Source organism: Pajaroellobacter abortibovis, assembly GCF_001931505.1.
GTDB lineage: Bacteria > Myxococcota_A > Polyangia > Polyangiales > Polyangiaceae > Pajaroellobacter > Pajaroellobacter abortibovis.
This window is the reverse complement of the sequence record NZ_CP016908.1, coordinates 28,537-46,486: the sequence shown is the minus strand read 5'-3', so window position 1 is coordinate 46,486 and position 17,950 is coordinate 28,537. Positions and strand designations below refer to the sequence as shown.

Below are 17,950 nucleotides of genomic sequence, written 5' to 3'. Positions count from 1 at the left end.
TTTTTTCTACCCCATGCACTCTATTTTCCAACGATTCGTTACACAATCTGTATGTTCTCGGTTGACGCACGAGAGCCTATGGTTAGCTTGGCGCGTGAAGAAATAGGATAAAACCAATTTATAATAAAAACGCAGTCCGCTTTTCAAGAGGTAGGACTGGCACTTTTGTCTTGACGTGGAGAAAATGAGATCATGGGAAAAATTATCGGTATTGATTTGGGAACAACCAATAGCGTTGTCGCTATCATGGAAGGGCGAGAACCTAAGGTCATCGTCAATGAAGAAGGTTCACGGATCACCCCAAGCGTTGTTGCTTGGGATGACAAAGGAGAAATTTTAGTAGGTCAGATCGCGAAAAGACAGGCCGTTACCAATCCGGAAAACACAATCTTTAGCGCTAAAAGATTTATTGGTCGACGCTTCGACGAAGTTCAAGAAGAAACTAAACGGGTCCCTTACAAAGTAGTACGCGGAGACAATAACACGGATTCAGTATTTGAGATCAGAGGGAAGAAAATGACCCCCCCCGAAGTCAAAGCACGAATTCTGATGAAGCTAAAAAAAGCCGCGGAAACGTACTTGAGAGAGACTCTCACAGAGGCGGTGATCACAGTCCCAGCTTACTTTAACGATGCGCAGAGACAAGCCACCAAAGATGCGGGGAGGATTGCTGGTCTTGACGTCAAGCGGATCGTCAATGAACCGACCGCTGCCGCACTCGCCTACGGCCTCGACAAGAAAAAAGATGAGGTGATTGCAGTCTACGACTTCGGAGGAGGGACCTTTGATATTTCGATCCTCGAAGTAGGAGACAATGTCGTTCAAGTGATCTCGACAAATGGAGATACCCATTTAGGAGGAGACGATATTGACAACCTGATTATCGATTGGATCATCGCCGAGTTTCGAAAGAACTCAGGAATTGATATATCCCACGATAAAATGGCTCTTCAACGCCTTAAAGAAGCAGCAGAAAAGGCAAAAATTGAGCTTTCTTCAGTTCAGGAGACTCCGATCAATCTCCCCTTCCTTACTGTAGGACCGGGAGGACCAGTCCATCTCGACCTACGGCTATCGCGTGCCAAACTAGAACAAATGATGACTCCTCTAATTCAGCGGTCGATGGAACCTGTGCGACAAGCCCTCAAAGATGCCAAAAAGACGGCCAAAGACATCCATGAGGTGGTGCTTGTCGGAGGCTCTACCCGTATTCCCCTGGTTAAGGAAACCGTACGTAAGTTCTTTGACAAAGAGCCCCATCAAGGGGTCAATCCCGACGAAGTCGTTGCCATTGGAGCAGCCGTACAGGCAGGCGTTCTCTCTGGAGACGTCAAAGACATGGTCCTGCTCGATGTCACCCCCCTTTCCCTCGGCGTAGAAACACTGGGAGGAGTCATGACCACTATGATTCCGCGCAACACAACAATTCCTACTCAGAAGAAGGAGATCTTCTCCACGGCTGCAGATAGCCAGCCTTCTGTGGAAATTCACGTGCTTCAGGGGGAAAGAGCGCAGGCACGAGATAACCGTACCCTCGGACGATTTCATCTAGAAGGGATCATGCCTGCACCCCGAGGTATTCCTAAGATCGAAGTGACTTTCGACATCGATGCCAATGGTATTCTCTCTGTTCACGCGAAGGATACAGCGACTGGAAAAGATCAAAAAATCACGATTACAGCTAATTCTGGATTAACTGAGGATGAAATCCAGCGAATGGTTAAAGATGCAACTGCTCATGAAGCAGAAGATCAAATCAGGAAAGAACAAATTGAGCGCCGAAATAAATTAGACAATCTCTGTTACACGCTCGAAAAAATGATGGGAGAGAATAAAGATAAGATTCCCGCAAATGACATCAACACGCTAGAATCGCTGATCAAGGAAGGGCGAGAAGCTGTTGAAAAGCAAGACGATGAACAAATTCAATCCCTTATTGAAAAAATAGAAAAAGAATCACACCGACTAGCTAGTACCACGTACAGCCAATCAGGAGATGGAGCTCACCCTCCTCATCCCTCAGAAGAAACTGGAGGGAAGAAGGATGATAGTGTAATCGACGCAGAATTTGAAGAAACCGATCATTAATCTTTTCTCTTTACAAAGCCCGCTCTTTTTATCGGCGGGCTTTTTATTTTTTTTACAAAAACAATCGTTTAAAAACAGACGAAAATTAACTTCATAATATGAAAAAAGCTACACCTCGCTCTTCTTCCGCTTTATCTTTTTGCACCCAACACTGCAGAAGCAGCTGCATCCAGATATCGAAAAGCCACTACTAAAGCAGACGAAGAAGAAAAATTTTATAATTGTTCTCTCTTAGCGAATCCCCTCAGTACCTTTCTTTTAAGTAAGGCCAAGTGTTGACCCCATACTGGTAAAACATCATGGAATCGCAGTAGTTCCCTCCTTATTGGTATCTCTCTTCAGACTCTCTGCTCAAAACCACATTAGCACTTATGGTGTAGAACTAGGACATCGTTTTTATTCAGGAGAAAATGGTGCGCACACTTCTCTTTCGCTCATTCCTTCGTTTTCTTATCGACCAATACAGAAGTCTCATCACCGTAGGACGGCATGAAAGAGCGTTCTTCTTTTGCGAGCTATGGAAGCTCAATACTGGTGAACAAACCATTTTTCCAATGGGACAGTTCGAAGGCTTGCATTTACTTTTGACTATTTTCTTTCTAATTGACAATCCAAGGGTTCGATCCATAAATAGTTAGAGGTGGATTTGAACCTAAAGGCATAATAAACCGTAGAACAGCAGCCAAGTCTTCATAGTTCCATGCCCCCCTTCTTTCTTTATAAGAACGTTACCCTCTGCAATCGATTTTTTACGTTGCATTTGAGGAAATAACCGCTCTGGTGTTTCGTAAGATGCCGCTTGTGCTTCTTATTTTAATCGCATCTGTCTCATTATTGGGAAACGCTTTGCCGCTCGCGCTGCAATCCACTTTTTACGCAATTAGTCTGACGATCAAATCGCTTATTCTTTTCTTGCTTCCTATTATTATCTCTGGACTCATTTTCAACACAGCGATTCAGATCTCCCACAACACCACAAAATGGATTCTTGGATTAATCCTTTTGGTCTTTTGTTCCAACTTTTTCTCTACTTTTCTGAGTCATTATGTTGGTTCGTTTGTCTATCATTTCGACTCAAAGACGAGACTTCCGGAGATTTCAAGCCATCTTGTCCCCCGATGGACCTTCGAGATTCTCCCTTTTGTAAGTAATGATAAAGCCCTCCTTTCTGGGCTAGTTGCAGGAATTCTGATGGGGCGTTGTTACCCTTCCAAAGTCGATATCCTTGCTCATCAACTTAAAAAAATTGTTTCTTTTCTTCTCTCCTGGACGACTTATCTGATCCCGCTATTTGTGATCGGATTCATTATAAAATTGCAGTCCGATCGCGTTATGACCATCATCTTGAAAGATTACACCCTTATTTTTGGGATTATCGTAATTGCTCAATATGGATACATTCTAGCGTGGTACTTCATTGCAAGTCGAGGTAGTCAAAAAGAATTTGCACTAAGTATAAAAAATATGCTCCCAGCAGCAATCACTGGACTAAGCACCATGTCCAGTGCAGCCGCCATGCCTTTGACCATTTTAGGTACAGAAAAAAATTCTCGAAAGCCACAATTAGCACAAGCAATTATCACATCAACCGTTAATATCCATTTGATCGGCGACTGCTTCGCAATTCCTATACTCGCCTATGCCGTGATGAAGAGCTACGGCATGAGCGAACCCTCACTGTCCACCTACCTTGTTTTCTCCCTTTACTTCGTGCTCGCTAAGTTTTCGGTAGCCGCTATCCCCGGAGGTGGGATTCTCGTCATGCTCCCCATCCTGCAGACCTATTTCTCATTTCACGCAGAAATGCTCTCTCTGATCACAGCGCTCTATACTTTACTCGATCCCGTGATTACGTGCGCCAATATTCTCGGGAATGGCGCCTTCGCAATAAACATCGACAGATTCCTCGCAAACCAAAAACTAACCTCGCATTAATTTCCTTCCTCAAAGGAATTTTCGTACAGCTTTGACGCAGGTATCTTGCACGATATAGAAAATCTTAGCTTGGAGATAAGCACAACGAACAAAAAAATCTTTTTTCTTATTATTCTCTCTTCCTTTTTATTATTTTCTTATTTTTCATTCTCCACTAAGATTAAGTTGGTATTCAAAGGAGGAATAGAAAACACAATTGATTCTGGTTTCAACGAAGCAGCTTGGTAACTAGCATTTAAATGGTTCCAGACAGGCGATCTTGAGTCTCTTTCGTATCAAACATCTCAAGCAAATGATGCTTATACAGGATAGCGTATCCGTAAAAATTTCCTCAGCACTATTTGAGAAAGCCAAAGTTTCGCTTTGCTGAATATCTTCCTTTGAAAGTTACTGTTTCTTGCAACATCAAAATGAATGTGAGTATCTGTCCCAGCCACAAGAGGTATCTTCGAAGAAAGCTCTTTCATCAGATGCTCATAAGGCCACACAGCATATGTCCTCCACAACGTGACTCTCCCCACCGAGATGGACGCTTTTTTCCTTGCGCCCCGTAGATCATATTGGTGAGGTACGCGTCCCCGTCAATGAACTGAGGGTGATTGCTGAGTGGTGTTGCTTTTTTTATCTCTTGGCTGATCTGCTTGACCGTATAAAAATGGAAATCACCTTGCAAAAAAGCTGCTCTCCGGTGGAATTCAGCCACAAACTACTAAAAATGGCTCCGGTATCCCCCACAAGTCTCGAAGACAGCACACTGTAATAACCAATATTGACCCCTATGTCAGCAAATCGCATTCCTGGCTTGAGATGAGACTGGAGCAGGGTTGTTATCTCCATCTTCAAAAATATTTTTTAACAGCTGAGGTCAACCTACCCCCTCATCCACGGAGGAAGCCCAAAGCAAAGCACCCCGCACCACTTCAACCTTTTGCATTCCAGTCGGTTCTTCGTACCGATAGAGCGTTTGATAAAGGAAGGGGGTTCCGGGAGCTCGCTTCAAAGAAGGTTTCTTATTACCTTGAGAGTACCCTGATCAAGATTTTAAAGGCAGAAAAAAAAGACACAGTGGGCAAGGAGTAGCATACATGCGTAAACCATTCCAACCTTTGTAGTATAGAGAGAGCTCCGCAAGGTTACCCCTTGACTATTTATCTTATCCAGCGCCAAAATATAAACATATCGCTTCAGCAATGCGCGCCACGCAGGAGTCGAACCTGCGACCTTCGGCTCCGGAGGCCGATGCTCTATCCAACTGAGCTAGTGGCGCATGAAAAATAAGACAGCCCAAGCAGAAATAAACTGCAAGGCAAATCCTCTTCTTAAGAGAGAGGAAATCAAAAAGAAGTTTACCCTTTCCTCTCTATCCCTTCACGCTTTTTTTGCTCCTCCACTGCAGAAAAGCAGGAAGAACGAAAAGAGCCGTTAAGAGACAGGTAATTTCACCCATCACAGCAAGCCTTCCAAATGATTGCAGCGCTTGTTGATCCGAAACGAGCAGGGATCCGTAACCGATGGTGGTTGTATAGCTGCACAGCGCTACGGCTCCTGCAGAACGCTCGAGTGCTTCCTGAATATTCCCTTTTAATAAACGCGAGCGATCGAAAATATTGAAGGGATATTCCGAACCGATTCCAAAGGTGATGGGCAGCGCAATAAAATTTAAGAAATTAAGCTTCTGATTGAACCAAGCAGTCAAGCCAAGCATCCATACAACGCCCAAAAAGAGCGCTAAAGAAATGCTGATGATACCCCGAACGCTACGGGTAGCTAGGATAACCACAACGAGCACCGCAACAAAGGCGACCCCAGAGGCCAAAGGTCCATCGCGGTGCATCGAGTTAAGCATCTCAGCAAATACTGTGGAGCGGCTGGCTGTTTTGACCAGCGTACCGTCTGGGAGGGTAATATTGTCTGCGATTTGGGAAATACGGAGCTGAATCTTGCCATCCTGCAGATTGAGCTCCTCTCTCGGTTGCAGGTACATCAGCGTCCCCAATACACCATTGTTTTCCATGAATTTTCGTTGAATTTGTATTGGAAGGTCACGAGGCCCAAGGAGATGCAAATGATCCGGGGGAAGAAGTTCCTCCACTTGCAATCGGTCTTCTTGAGACAGCTGAGTCATGATCGCAGGGGTCAGCCTGCTGCGAATACGCTTCCATAGCTCCTGTTTCTGTTGTTGTTCCTCTGCTGAGCCAGGCAAAAAATCATCGATTGTGATCACGTTCCGAATGAGCGGTGGATCGGTGTATCCGAGAGAACGTTGAAAAAGCGCGTCTTCCTCCACATTTTTTAGAATTTGCGCTTTGAGAAGCGGAACTTGTTCAGGAAAATCAGCCAAAAGCCTAGCTCCAGAGACACTGAGAGATCGATTGAACACTTGATCCGCTTTAGAAGACCATACCTGAGGTCCAGTTCGATGAGTACTGCTGGACCCTAATCGACTAAAATCGTATTCCCACGGATCGCGAAGATAAGAAGGCAATTTATATACAATAATCGCTGTAAAAAGAAAGGCTAGGGTCAAGCAGAGAACAGGTCTCTTCAAAGTGATCATCGTCCATCGGACAAACCACCCCACCTGCCCCCGATAAGAAGCTTGAGGAAAGGCTAGTGCCGTTGCCGCTTTTCTCGTTTGCCAAAACTGCTGCCATTTCTCCTGAATGACAATAAGCGCTGGGACGACAGGGATAATCGCCATCCAAACGAATAGCATCCCCAAAAATCCAATAACCCCAAACTGGCTAAATCCTCGGAATTGCGTGATCGATAGCGAGCCATACGCAATGCTAGCGACACAAGCGCCTACCAATTCCGCTCGAAATGCATTAAAAACAGCTTCTCGCAGAGCTTCTCGAGGGGCTTGTCCACGCGCTCGGAAATCAACATAGCGTGCCAACAGAACAATCGGATAATTGACCCCGTTTCCCAAAATAACCGCCCCCAGAAAAGCCCCCGCGGTATTGACATATCCATACACAGCCGTAGCATAGGCATAAGCACAGCTAATGCCGAGTGCAGCTGGGACCCCAAGGATAGCGAGAGACCAGATCGAGCGAAAATAGAAGACCAACCCCCCCATAATCAGCAGCATAGGGATTAAGGTTGCCCATATCACATCATTTTCAATCGATTGTTTCTCCGCTCGCGCATTCGGCAGATCGCCGCCGTAGCCCACCTGCATGTCGGGGTGATAAAGCTTCGGATGGAGCTTCTCAACCAACTCCGACACTTCTTGAATCAGCCGGTCCCCTATTGCATCCCCTGTTCCGGAAGATTCTGAAACGATAACCAGGACATATCTCGTACCGTCTGGAGAGGAGAAATATCCTTGAGGGAACTGATTGTATTGGCGTGCTTTTTGTTCCCACCGAGTTCGATAACGCTTGACTTGCTCAGATAATGAGTCAGACGATTGAGCCCCCTGCTTTTCCCCTTCCTCTTCTGTATGCTCGACAAGACCGGTATGAAGCGCAATCTGATATTCGATATCCGCATCTAATTCTTCAAGTTCTGAAAGGCTAGGATAAAGCCATTTGTTCTGCTCATAAAATTGCTTGATAGCGTGTGTCCCTTTTTCAAAATAACTGATCAGTCTAGGACCACACTGAGATAGGCGACACGTATCATCAGAGCAAGCCGCCACGCAGGAATCCCACGTTTGCATTCGATCCGTGAGCGCAGAAGAGAGATCCTCAATCAACCGGGCGTTGGCCTTCGAATCTGGAGATTCCACAACAGTCAGCAGCGTACCCCCTCCCCCCACACGCCCCAACTGATGCTCGTAGGCCATAAAGCTAGGACTATTCCGAGGAAGTAATTCGAGAAAATCTGTTTTGAGCTCGAGCTTACGAGCATACCACGTGCTCGTACCCATCAAACAAGAAGCGATCAAAAGAATTAAAAAGGGTCGATTACTTGCAAAATCGACAAGCTTGCCGACCATTCTTTTCCACATTCGTTTTTCCTCCAACTTGCCCTAGAGCAAATTCCTGCTTTTTCTACAATAGATATCAATTCACTCTATTTTTGCACAGAAGCCCATCTCGCTATTTCTTTCTCTTTTGTCTATGATTTCTTCGCGTGTATACTTCTTTAGGAGGAAAAATCGAACGGCGGCTTGCTCTTGTGATCTTATTCACAGGAGCAATCCCGCTAGGGATTGCTGTATACTTAGCGAACGCCCTGTTCAAAGAAGCTTCTGCTTTTTGGTTTAATCCCGAGGTAGGACGCCATCTCGATCAAGGTATTCTATTATACAAGGCCTATGTCCAAGTAATTAAAGAAAAAGCCTTTTATCAAGCAGAAAAGCTATGGGAAAATCCATCCATACAAAAGGCGCTCCTCCATCAAAACCAAGCTGCTATCCAAACCCATCTTGATCCGTTGTTCGATCAAGATCCCAACCTGGTGGGGGTGCGCGTCCTGGAAGGAGACCAAATACATTTCGAATTCCTTAAGAAACACATGTCCTCCTCTTTTGGCAAGAGGGTTTTCGAAGTCCGAAAAACATTCCCTCTAAATCCCCGTGTAACCCTGATCGCGCTCTTTTCACTAGAGCAAGAAAAATTCGAACATTTTGCCGCAGGAGGGGCATTCGTAAGCCACTATCACGGACTAGTCCACTCTCGCTCGGAGCTCTACCAAGGGTACATCAAGGCCTTTGCGCTTCTCTTGGGGATCACAATCTTAGTGACTTGCACCATCGGTGTTCTATTCGCACAGGGCATCACACGACGGATTTCAAGGCTCAGCCAAGCAATGGCCTCTGTCACCAAGGGAGATTGGTCTGTGCGGGTTCCGATTACTGGCTCAGATGAAATGACAGAATTAGCCCGATTCTTCAATCATATGCTCGATGAGATGAGAACCTCTCACGCACGCATCGAATATTTGATGCGCCTAGGAGCGTGGCAAGATATAGCAAAAAGACTGGCTCACGAGATTAAAAACCCATTAACCCCGATCCAACTTGCAGTTCAGGAGTGCCATCGACAGTACACAGGCAATGATCCGAAGTACTCAAAAATACTTAACATGACCCTCGAAATCGTAGAAGAGGAGATCGGTATCTTGCGGAGGCTTGTCGAAACATTTTCAAATTTTGCGCGGATGCCCCAGGCAGAGGTTGCACCTGTCGACATAGGCGACTTCTTGCGCGAATGCGCAGAACAATGGAACACCTATTTGGAAACAGAGGATAGCTTTCTGTCCCTCTCCAAAGAACCAACTTCAAGCGCACCGATAGGTCTTCACGACCTCCGCATCCAGTGGAATATCTCAACAAGGCCTATGCCTACTTGGATCGACCACCAAATGCTGAGAGGGGCTCTTATCAATCTCATTCGTAATGCTGTTGAAGCGACACAGCAATATGGAGAAAAAACTCCTGCTCCTTCAGGAGAAGGTCAACAAGAATCCGTCACCGTCCGAATTCATGCCACACCGCGGGGTCGTCAGGTTTGCCTCCACATTGAAGACAGTGGACCAGGGATCGATCCTCTTCTGATCCCTTCCATCTTCGAACCTTACATGACGACTAAGCCAGAAGGTACTGGACTAGGACTCGCCATCGTTAAGAAAATCATCATGGAGCATGGGGGATCCATAGATGTCAGCGCGAGCAAGAATTTGGGTGGGGCCTGCTTCACTATCCTTTTACCAATGCGCGAAGACAAGCCCCAGGCAGAAGTACTTTAATAAGCTAACGCACAACCACCTTTTCGCGGATCGCTTGCAGCCGAAATCGTCTTGTCCCCCTTGACCTTATATTGCCACAACAACATTTGGACAGAGGTATGCATGAAATTCTCGTGGATGCACTTTACTCCCTCTTCTTTAAGGTTATCGCGAACATCCACAGGAATATCTGATTCGACAAAAACAGAAGAATCTCCGGGCACATAAATGCGTGGCGCAGAGACACAAGCATTCGCTTCACAACCAAAAATAAGGCGTCCTAGAATAGCCTGGGTCACACCCGTAGCAATCCGACGACCTCCTGTCCCTCCCGCAGCAAGGATAGGAAGATCACCAGCAAATATAATAGTGGGCATCATGCTGGAGACAGGACGAGCGGAAGGGCGAGGACGATTGGGATTTAACTCATCGCCAACTACTTCTTTGAGATCAGAGGAAGGGAGGCTCACTAGATCGGAATCGAGCGTAAAGTCATTGAGTTGGTCATTCAGCAGGATCCCTGTATCCCTAGCAACCAGATGAGAGCCAAACCCAGAATTAATGGTAGTTGTCAGAGAAACAATGTTCCCTTCTGCGTCTGTCACAATGAGATGACTTGTCCCTCCTTCCCTTGTTGCAAAGGTAGAAGACAGCCGAGATTTCCTTTGAGTGATTAGATCTTTGCGTGCACGAAGCCGTTTGCTATCAAGCGCTTGCTGGTATGCCTGAAGAACGAACCCACCTTGATCGGGATCCCCTACAACGTAAGCGCGATCTACAACGGAGCCGCGCATTCCTTCCAAAAGGGCATAGAAATACTGGCTCGAATTAAATCCATAGGAATGAAGAGGAGAGGTGGGGCCAGCTCCAAACATCAAAAGCATTTGAATCAACATCAACCCCCCTGCTGAAGGTGCCCCCATCGTATAAATAGTACGTCCTTGAATCACCCGCTTGAGAGGTTCACGCTTGATTGGCCGGTAGGATGCCAGATCGTCCAGACTCATCTCCCCTCCTGCTGAATGAACGGTCTGAACGATTTTCTGTGCAATTTCTCCCTGATAAATTGCTTGAACGCCCTTCTTTCCAAATTGACGGAGAGTCTTTGCCAATCGTAACCGTTTGATTTTAGAACCCTCTGCAAGAGGAGCGCCGCTTGGCAGAAGAAATAAGGACGCGAGTGCAGGCTCCTCACGCAAGGAATTAACATGCGTCTCAATCACATGGTGCAGGTACGGATTGACAACAAACCCGTTCTCCGCCAATTCAACAGCCGGAGCGACAGCGTCTTTGAGGGGTAACCTACCATAGTTTTCGCTTAGCCATGCTAATCCCGCAGGTTCTCCAGGAACACCTACAGTAATTCCTCGGCCTTTCTGAACCGGCTGGTCTTGCATATTCTTAGATACGTCTTTAAACTTTTCAACATTGAACTTGGCGGGTGATTTCTCGCGAGCATCAAGAGTAATGATCTGACCATCGCGTGCTCTATACACAAGCGCGAACATCCCTCCTCCTAAACCACTAGCAGCCGGTCTCGTCACACCTAATGCAAGTGCAGCTGTAATCGCTGCATCCACTGCATTCCCACCCTTTTTAAGGATGACGAGCGCCGCTTGAGTCGCTTCCTCACTTTCTGTCGCAACGGCAGCCGTAGCACCCCGTGCAGCAAGAGGAAAAGCTGCTTGAGATTCAGAAGATCCCAACAGAATAAAGCCCAAGCTCAAAAACCTAATTGTATGATGTGTTCGTTGATTGAGAAAACGATTTGGCTTGTTCTTAATCCAGTGAAGCAACATATTGATTTCCTCGTTAGAAAGTGAGAGAAGGTGTTCCCTGCATAGAATACGCTTGGCCCAACTGTATAGCTTATCCGCTCTATGATCTCAAGATCACTCTTCTTCCTTATATAAAGTTCTTGGATAAAAGTTTACATTCATGGCTTAGGGAAACGTAATCCTTGATCTTTCATCCAATACGCTCTCTCGATATCCATCCAACGCAAACTGAGGAAGAAAAAATGAAGTTCTTATACTTGATGGATCCTATGCATCAATTGAACCCGGAATGCGATACAACGCTCGCACTCCAGCGCGCCTCTCAACAGCGGGCGCATGAATGCTTTCATTGCTTGCTCCAAGATATCGCGGTGGAGCGAGGAGAGGCCTTCGCTTGGATGCGCCGGATCCTGCCACTGAGTACAACACCCCCCTTTGAACTGGGTACTGTAGAAAAGGTATCCCTTCGCCACATGGATGCCTTCTTTCTCCGTAAGGATCCACCCGTAGACAGTCTTTTCCTTCACACAACGCTTTTATTAGAAATCATGCGGAATCAGCTGCTTTTCATCAACGATCCCAGAGGCCTTCGAGAAGCCAACGAAAAACTGTACATCCTTCATTTCCCCTCGCTTATTCCGACTACGCTCGTTAGTTCACACACACCGCATATCCTTGAATTTCTTGCCACCGTAGGTGGAAAGGCTATCGCCAAACCGATCGATCGAGCAGGAGGGGCAGGGATCATGATCCTTCAACAAAAGGATCCTAACACTCGTTCGATTCTTGAAATGCTTACTCAAGAAGGGAGCAAGCCGATTATTGTTCAACAGTTTATCGCCGAGGTCTCACAAGGGGACAAGCGGATTCTCCTCCTGGATGGAAATATTCTCGGTGCAATCAACCGGGTCCCTCAACAGGATGATTTCCGTTCAAACATCCATGTAGGAGGACGTGTCGAGCCCTGTGAGGTTACGCTCAGAGAACGTCAAATCGTCGATGAACTAGCCCCCCGCCTCCGAAGAGACGGGCTTTTGCTGGTTGGCATTGATGTAATCGGAGGGAAATTAACGGAAATTAATGTCACTTCCCCGACAGGACTCCAACAATTGAGTCGTCATGTGGGTCGTGAAGTTAGCATCGAAGTGATCCAATGGGTTGAAGAACAGGTTCTCATGCGCTCAGATTTCAATGAAGTTGGATTCATCCCCTGCTGATGTCTATTCTTCTTCCTCACTCCGATCAGAAGAATAGATCTTGCGCACACCTTCCACTAAAGAACATAGAGCTCACAAGAACCTTTCCTCCAGCAGAGCGAAAGGTGCTGTGAGTTCCTTTGATTGAGTTTTCTGACTGTATGTCCATCACGTTGATTCTCCAGGCAGACTTTCCCTTAGAGGAAACCCTTCTCAAGCTGACGCTGGAAGGCTCTCGGATCGTGATTGGACGAGGAAGCAGTTGTGATATTCGCCTCCCCGACCGGACAGTGAGCTCACGCCATGCAACGATTGAAGCCAACCACAATGCTCACTGGATCATGGACGAAGGCAGCTGCAACGGCACTTTCTTAGCAGGGAACCGGATCCCTACCCATACCTCCGTACGGATGCAGGAAGGGCAGATGATCCAAGTCGGCAAATTCTGTTTTGTCATCTCTTTTGAACAACAACCGATCACTCCTGATCCAGCCCATGCTGCTCGCTTGCTCGCGCTGCTGCTGGTAGCCAAACAGATGAAATCTGCGGGGGAAGAAAATATTCCTACCGTGTACGCAGCTCACCCAGCAGCCGCAGGACTAACCCTTTCTCTTGTACAAGAAGGGAAAATATATTGGATAGGAAACGATCTCTATTGCTATCGCACTTTCCGAAATGCCTCCATAGATGAGCAACATATCGCGCTTTGGAGAACAGAGACTTCGGTTTTTGTCAGGGCATTTGCAACCGACCCCCCTTGTCTCCTCGGAGGAAGAGTGCTGAAGCCCGAGCAACACATCGTATGGCGGTCCACAGTTCCCCTTCACATAGGCCCGGTCCATTTCACTCTTGAAGAACCAGTCGCCTTAAAATTAGCTGCTCTTGAGCAAGCTAGCGATGAACCCTATTACCAAGTAGCGCTTCACCGCATACCCTCACTATCCACTTCTCCACCACTAGCGTTTCCTGAAGTAAGTTCCTCTCTTGTACCATGCAAGGAAAGAGAAAAGAAGGAGGGGATTCATTTTTTCTTTTTTGGAGTGAGGTGGTCTCTTCCTGATCTTCTCGTAGCCTTAGCTGCCATCGGCATTGCTCTGATCAGTACAGCTGGCTTGATATGGCTATTTCAAGGATAGAAACAATCGAATTGGGCGAGGGCGAGCTTCAGGGTTGGATCAGCCCCACACCAACATTCGAAATTGTGGAGGAAGGGATACAGCGAGAGGCAGCTACTGATTTTGCCTGCGCTGCATCCTGAATGGGTGGATCTTCATGCGAGGGTTGAGAGGAAGGGATACCTCGAGCAACGCTTGGAGGATAGTAAGCCACAAGATCTTCAAGAGGGATGGATGAAAGCATAACTTCCAATTCCTGAGCACTGGTGGGCCTTTGGCTCGCTCGCTTATTAAGACATTTCATGATTGCTGCCTCAAGAGCTTCCGGTATGGGTAAATCGCGGCGACACTGTCTGATGGGGAGAGGGATTTGACGTTGATGTAATTCGAGTAATTCCCTACGGGTAGGGGCTAATATGGGAAGCTTTCCGGTCAAGGATTCATACATGAGAACCCCCAACGAATACAGATCCGTACGCGGCTCTACTGTGGCTCCAATGCATTGTTCTGGAGCCATATATTCAGGAGTGCCAATCGTATATCCCGACTCTGTGATAGAATCCGCCATCAACAACTTGCTCATGCCGAAATCGAGCACTTTGGCCACTCCGTTTCGGCAAAGAAAAACATTGGCAGGTTTGAGATCGCGATGGATCACCCCTTCTCGATGTGCAGCTGTCAGCGCTCGACAAACAGCAATAAACACAGGAACAGCAAACCGGGGGGCCATCACCCCTTCCAACGTCAATTTATCCGCTAACGAACACCCTTCTAAACGCTCCATCACAACATAAAGCGAACCGTCCGGCATCTGGTCCAGATCAAACACCCTAACAATATGAGGATGTTTGATATGAACTTGGACGTAAGCTTCACGCCACAAACGAGTAAATTCATTCTCATCTTTGGCAGCTGCACTGCGAAGGATTTTGACAGCTACTTCGTGACCTAACGTGATATGCTGCGCTTCATAGACGACTCCCACTCCGCCCATCCCAATTTTGCACCCAATCCTGTACTTATTTCTGAGTACGCTTCCAGAGAGTTCTGTTGGCACTTGCTCTTTCTTTTCATAAAGCTCCAATCCGCGTTCCAAAGCCTTCACGTGATTTTTTACAAAAATGCGCTTATTCTTTTGTAGTTGAGCAACATCCCATCGATAGCATGCAGCTGCCCCCGCCAAAGCAACTCCTTCCATCATCCATAAGCCTATTTGATTATCCCCCCCCCCTCCTATAATCCAACCTCCTACGGCAGTCATCACGCCAAACACAACCCAACGCTCCCACTGAACACGAGGCGTCTCCCATCGGATCTCATAAACACACTTTGCATCTCCATGAGCAAGACAAATTGGATGGATGACCGTAGCCTCTCTAAGGCCCCAAATGCGAGGAATTCCTACGAGCCCTCCTCGGCGAACAGCACAGAGAAGCTCTTCATCCTGTACACTTATCTTCCTCCTCCCCTCCCCCTTCCTCAATGCTTCATGTGGCTTATACGCTACCCGAATCGAATGTGCCCGCCCCCCTAGTTTCCATCGAACGCTCTCGTCCTGCTCCATTTTCCACTCTCCAAGCCGAGTGATCTCTTGTCCATGACTGACCCAATAGCGATAGGCTTCAGACGGATTGCGAGCATGGCATAGCATCTGCACAAAATAACCCAATGCATCTGAATGAGTGATCCAGTGGCCAGGATCTGTGAGCGCATCGGGGCCAAGCAGATCAATAACGCATCTAAGCACTTGAAGGGCAGCTCCTTCGCTGATCCAAGTGTGTTCATTCCGCATAATTCCTGACGAACAAATTCCAGCCGCATTTAAAATTTCCTCTACTTTTTGTTCCCCTTTCTCTGCTTGAAGGCGAAGCAAATAAGGCTTAAGCGTCGAGATTCGTATTTCTTCTTTGCTAAGATAACGAATCGAGGTGCTGTTATCAGGAGAAAAGGATAGCCTCATTTCGTGCCACAACCGAGCTTACACGAACATTGTATCGCTATCCTCAAACAACAGGAATGATTATTTTCAAGCTTCTCTATTTCGTAAAAAGAGATTATCATGGGCTGGTGGGTTTTTTTAAAGTCCGTAACATGTGATTGTGCTTTCAAATCACAAACACCCCTTTCCACGATTCACTTTTCTTTTTTATAGAGAATGAGGAGCTCTGTCTCCTCTTTGCTCGCGCTCTTTCATCTCGTATTTGCTGGGACATTTAGCAAGTACAGAAGAAGCTAAGAAAAAGCCCTCCTGTTGTAATTTCCCTTCAACAGTAACCCCTACTTGAATCTGAGGTACATCTCTTAATGTATCCGGGATCACACATTGAGGGTAGTGTACAGCGAGCTCGGTTCCATTCTTTTCAATCAGAAACCTATATTCACAAGGTTGAACTCTTTGCTGCAGTGAACCATGAACAAGATTCCCTTCCACTCGAACAGCTCGCCCCATTACTCTGCCCTGCTGTGACAAAAACTCATCCACAGGCTTGGAATAGATAGCGACGCCTTTGATGCCGTAGAGAACAAGCGCCGCCATCGTCGCCCCTGCCATCGCTAGAGCAATAACAACACCCAACCCTCGCTTAGAAAAACGACATTCACCAGCGTTAATCTTCATGCTGTTGCGTGTACCCTGCTCAAAGGAACCAGAGCTATTTGTTACTGAACTTGAAAAGTCCAAATTAACCTATTGATGGAAAGCTCTTTTCCATTTTTTCTACCCGATTTTCTAAGATTTTCTACGTTAAAAACAACCAGGAAGAAAACTTTCCTCTTTTGTATGGAGAAGACAAGATCACTTTAGCCCACGATGCATCAAGTTAATTACAAGAGATTCAAGCAAAGAAATGCTAAGCCACCACGCATTTTAAATCATTGAGCAATTGCATTGCCCCGTTCCTGTGCACCCCACTCTTATAGCACTACGCCTAAAAAAAGTAGATCTCCTTATTCCTCACCGTCATCATCATGGGTGTGACGTGAGTGGATTCCACCCAACATGGTAGGCACAACGACTCCCGTGCCGTGCCGCTGTGAAGCTGTTTTGCTTTTCACAGAAGCAGCAGGTCGTTTTGAAGTAGCGGGTCTAGAAACAGCCATCCTAGAGGGAATTGTTCTAGAAACAGCTGTTCTTGAGGCATACGTCCTAGAAGCGGCTGCCTTAGAAGAAGAAGTGGCCTTTTTGGCAGTTGTTGGACGACTGGTCTTCTTTACTGCAGCCTTTTTAGGAGCAGTTTTGCTAACGCTTTTACTTTTTGCAGGTCGTTTTGCAGCTACACGCTTTGCCGCAGGCCTCTTTGCAACCTTAGTGACCTTCTTCGTTGTTGTTTTTGCTTTCTTTACGGTTGTCTTCTTTTTTGCCGGCCTTTTTGCGGCTTTTTTAACAGCCATGAGATGCCCTCCTGCAACAATTCATTACATGGCTTATATGGTCATCTACTTTAGGTGTCAACAAAAAATTAGTATCATTTTCCTACGAAAATCAATTTCGACCTTTCAACTCGTCCGCTCAGCTCAAAAGAAATTTTGACAGCATATTTTTTAAGAAAAAGCGCCGCATTTTGTATCAGCAATGATCGTGACAAGTTGATCAACACGCCGAGAAAGACTGCGAGCGACATTAAGAAGCAAGATCGTATAGGATTTTAAATCGTATCGATACAGCGCATTCATCCCTTCTACTACTAAGCAAAGAGCGCTGACGGGGCTCACGGCACGCAGAGTAGTAAATCGATTTTGTATTCCTATCATGCTCGTTTCTCCAAAAACATCCATCGGACCTAACAAAGCTATCCCCACCTCTCCCCTCCCTTGCGTCCGTTTAATTACTTCCGCTTCCCCATGAATAATAATATAGGCGTCATAACTGAAATCCCCTTGCCGAAAAATAAAATCCCCTCCAAAAAAATAGCGAGGTCTCATAAAAGTTCGAATCAATTCTAAAGCCGGATCTGAAATGGCCCCCAAAATAGGGATTTTTTTAAGATCTTCAACCGTCAAATCAATTTCAACGGGATGATCCCCTCCTTCTTTTTGATTTATCAAATTCATGATCAACCTCTTTTCTAATAGTAAGATACCTATTTTCTTCTTATTGTTATTGATAAAAAAGGAAGGCAACCAAACTTATCACATTCACAAAGAATAAGTTGAGCCGGTA

The 17,950-nt window shown here is 46.3% G+C and carries 12 protein-coding genes and 1 tRNA gene; 6 read left to right on the top strand and 7 right to left on the bottom strand.

Translation table 11 applies throughout. From position 1 onward, the window contains the following. Window positions 1-192 precede the first annotated feature (192 nt). Window positions 193-2,088, top strand: coding sequence for a molecular chaperone DnaK (dnaK, locus tag BCY86_RS00220; RefSeq protein ID WP_075275904.1), 1,896 nt, complete (start codon window positions 193-195; stop codon window positions 2,086-2,088). A 780-nt stretch (window positions 2,089-2,868) separates the two neighbouring features. Beyond that, window positions 2,869-4,023 carry a cation:dicarboxylate symporter family transporter gene (locus BCY86_RS00215; protein ID WP_216636020.1) on the top strand — a complete coding sequence of 385 codons (1,155 nt, stop codon included), beginning with the start codon at window positions 2,869-2,871 and terminating at the stop codon, window positions 4,021-4,023. Window positions 4,024-4,888: 865 nt separating this feature from the next. On the opposite strand, the gene BCY86_RS10410 is transcribed toward BCY86_RS00215, so the two are convergent. From BCY86_RS10410 to BCY86_RS00190, 3 genes are all read right to left on the bottom strand, one after another. Then, entirely contained in the window at window positions 4,889-5,023 is a 135-nt protein-coding gene (locus tag BCY86_RS10410) for a hypothetical protein (RefSeq protein ID WP_275935831.1), read from the bottom strand. 193 nt (window positions 5,024-5,216) lie between these two features. After that, window positions 5,217-5,290: transfer RNA gene (locus tag BCY86_RS00195), tRNA-Arg, on the bottom strand. A 93-nt stretch (window positions 5,291-5,383) separates the two neighbouring features. Further along, on the bottom strand, window positions 5,384-7,981 hold the full coding sequence (locus BCY86_RS00190) for an efflux RND transporter permease subunit (protein WP_075275899.1): 2,598 nt from the start codon (window positions 7,979-7,981) through the stop codon (window positions 5,384-5,386). A 125-nt stretch (window positions 7,982-8,106) separates the two neighbouring features. Here BCY86_RS00190 and BCY86_RS00185 point away from each other — a divergent pair, with 125 nt between their 5' ends. Next, window positions 8,107-9,723, top strand: coding sequence for a HAMP domain-containing histidine kinase (locus BCY86_RS00185; protein ID WP_075275898.1), 1,617 nt, complete (start codon window positions 8,107-8,109; stop codon window positions 9,721-9,723). Here BCY86_RS00185 and ggt read toward each other — a convergent pair. Further along, complete coding sequence (gene ggt, locus BCY86_RS00180) at window positions 9,720-11,408, bottom strand: gamma-glutamyltransferase (protein ID WP_172824746.1); 1,689 nt, start codon at window positions 11,406-11,408, stop codon at window positions 9,720-9,722. The genes BCY86_RS00185 and ggt overlap by 4 nt on opposite strands. A gap of 314 nt (window positions 11,409-11,722) precedes the next feature. Between ggt and gshB the strand changes: the two genes are divergently transcribed. Together gshB and BCY86_RS00170 are read left to right on the top strand one after the other, a co-directional pair. Then, window positions 11,723-12,697: a glutathione synthase gene (gene gshB / locus BCY86_RS00175; RefSeq protein ID WP_075277481.1), complete on the top strand. Its 975-nt coding sequence runs from the start codon at window positions 11,723-11,725 to the stop codon at window positions 12,695-12,697. A 140-nt stretch (window positions 12,698-12,837) separates the two neighbouring features. Further along, the gene (locus tag BCY86_RS00170; protein ID WP_075275896.1) at window positions 12,838-13,812 is read left to right on the top strand and encodes an FHA domain-containing protein; all 975 of its coding nucleotides are present in this window, start codon (window positions 12,838-12,840) and stop codon (window positions 13,810-13,812) included. A gap of 28 nt (window positions 13,813-13,840) precedes the next feature. Here the strand turns inward: BCY86_RS00170 and BCY86_RS00165 are convergent, their stop codons facing one another. Then, window positions 13,841-15,751 (bottom strand): serine/threonine protein kinase, encoded by a 1,911-nt coding sequence (locus tag BCY86_RS00165; protein ID WP_156864929.1) that lies wholly within the window; start codon window positions 15,749-15,751, stop codon window positions 13,841-13,843. Between the two features lie 186 nt (window positions 15,752-15,937). Beyond that, window positions 15,938-16,408 carry a cytochrome c maturation protein CcmE gene (locus tag BCY86_RS00160; RefSeq protein WP_075275894.1) on the bottom strand — a complete coding sequence of 157 codons (471 nt, stop codon included), beginning with the start codon at window positions 16,406-16,408 and terminating at the stop codon, window positions 15,938-15,940. Between the two features lie 381 nt (window positions 16,409-16,789). Here BCY86_RS00160 and BCY86_RS00155 point away from each other — a divergent pair, with 381 nt between their 5' ends. Next, window positions 16,790-17,320, top strand: a complete 531-nt coding sequence (locus BCY86_RS00155) for a hypothetical protein (protein ID WP_075275893.1) — start codon at window positions 16,790-16,792, stop codon at window positions 17,318-17,320. Window positions 17,321-17,331: 11 nt separating this feature from the next. Here BCY86_RS00155 and BCY86_RS00150 read toward each other — a convergent pair whose 3' ends face one another. After that, the gene (locus BCY86_RS00150; protein WP_075275892.1) at window positions 17,332-17,841 is read right to left on the bottom strand and encodes a cyclic nucleotide-binding domain-containing protein; all 510 of its coding nucleotides are present in this window, start codon (window positions 17,839-17,841) and stop codon (window positions 17,332-17,334) included. Between the last annotated feature and the right edge of the window lie 109 nt (window positions 17,842-17,950).

Bases quoted from the DNA above. Each gene is read 5' to 3' on its own strand.
- BCY86_RS00190 (WP_075275899.1), bottom strand. From the start codon at position 7,981: ATGTGGAAAAGAATGGTCGGCAAGCTTGTCGATTTTGCAAGTAATCGA.
- gshB (WP_075277481.1), top strand. From the start codon at position 11,723: ATGAAGTTCTTATACTTGATGGATCCTATGCATCAATTGAACCCGGAA.
- BCY86_RS00155 (WP_075275893.1), top strand. From the start codon at position 16,790: ATGGTAGGCACAACGACTCCCGTGCCGTGCCGCTGTGAAGCTGTTTTG.
- dnaK (WP_075275904.1), top strand. From the start codon at position 193: ATGGGAAAAATTATCGGTATTGATTTGGGAACAACCAATAGCGTTGTC.
- BCY86_RS00170 (WP_075275896.1), top strand. From the start codon at position 12,838: ATGTCCATCACGTTGATTCTCCAGGCAGACTTTCCCTTAGAGGAAACC.
- BCY86_RS00160 (WP_075275894.1), bottom strand. From the start codon at position 16,408: ATGAAGATTAACGCTGGTGAATGTCGTTTTTCTAAGCGAGGGTTGGGT.
- BCY86_RS00150 (WP_075275892.1), bottom strand. From the start codon at position 17,841: ATGAATTTGATAAATCAAAAAGAAGGAGGGGATCATCCCGTTGAAATT.
- BCY86_RS00165 (WP_156864929.1), bottom strand. From the start codon at position 15,751: ATGAGGCTATCCTTTTCTCCTGATAACAGCACCTCGATTCGTTATCTT.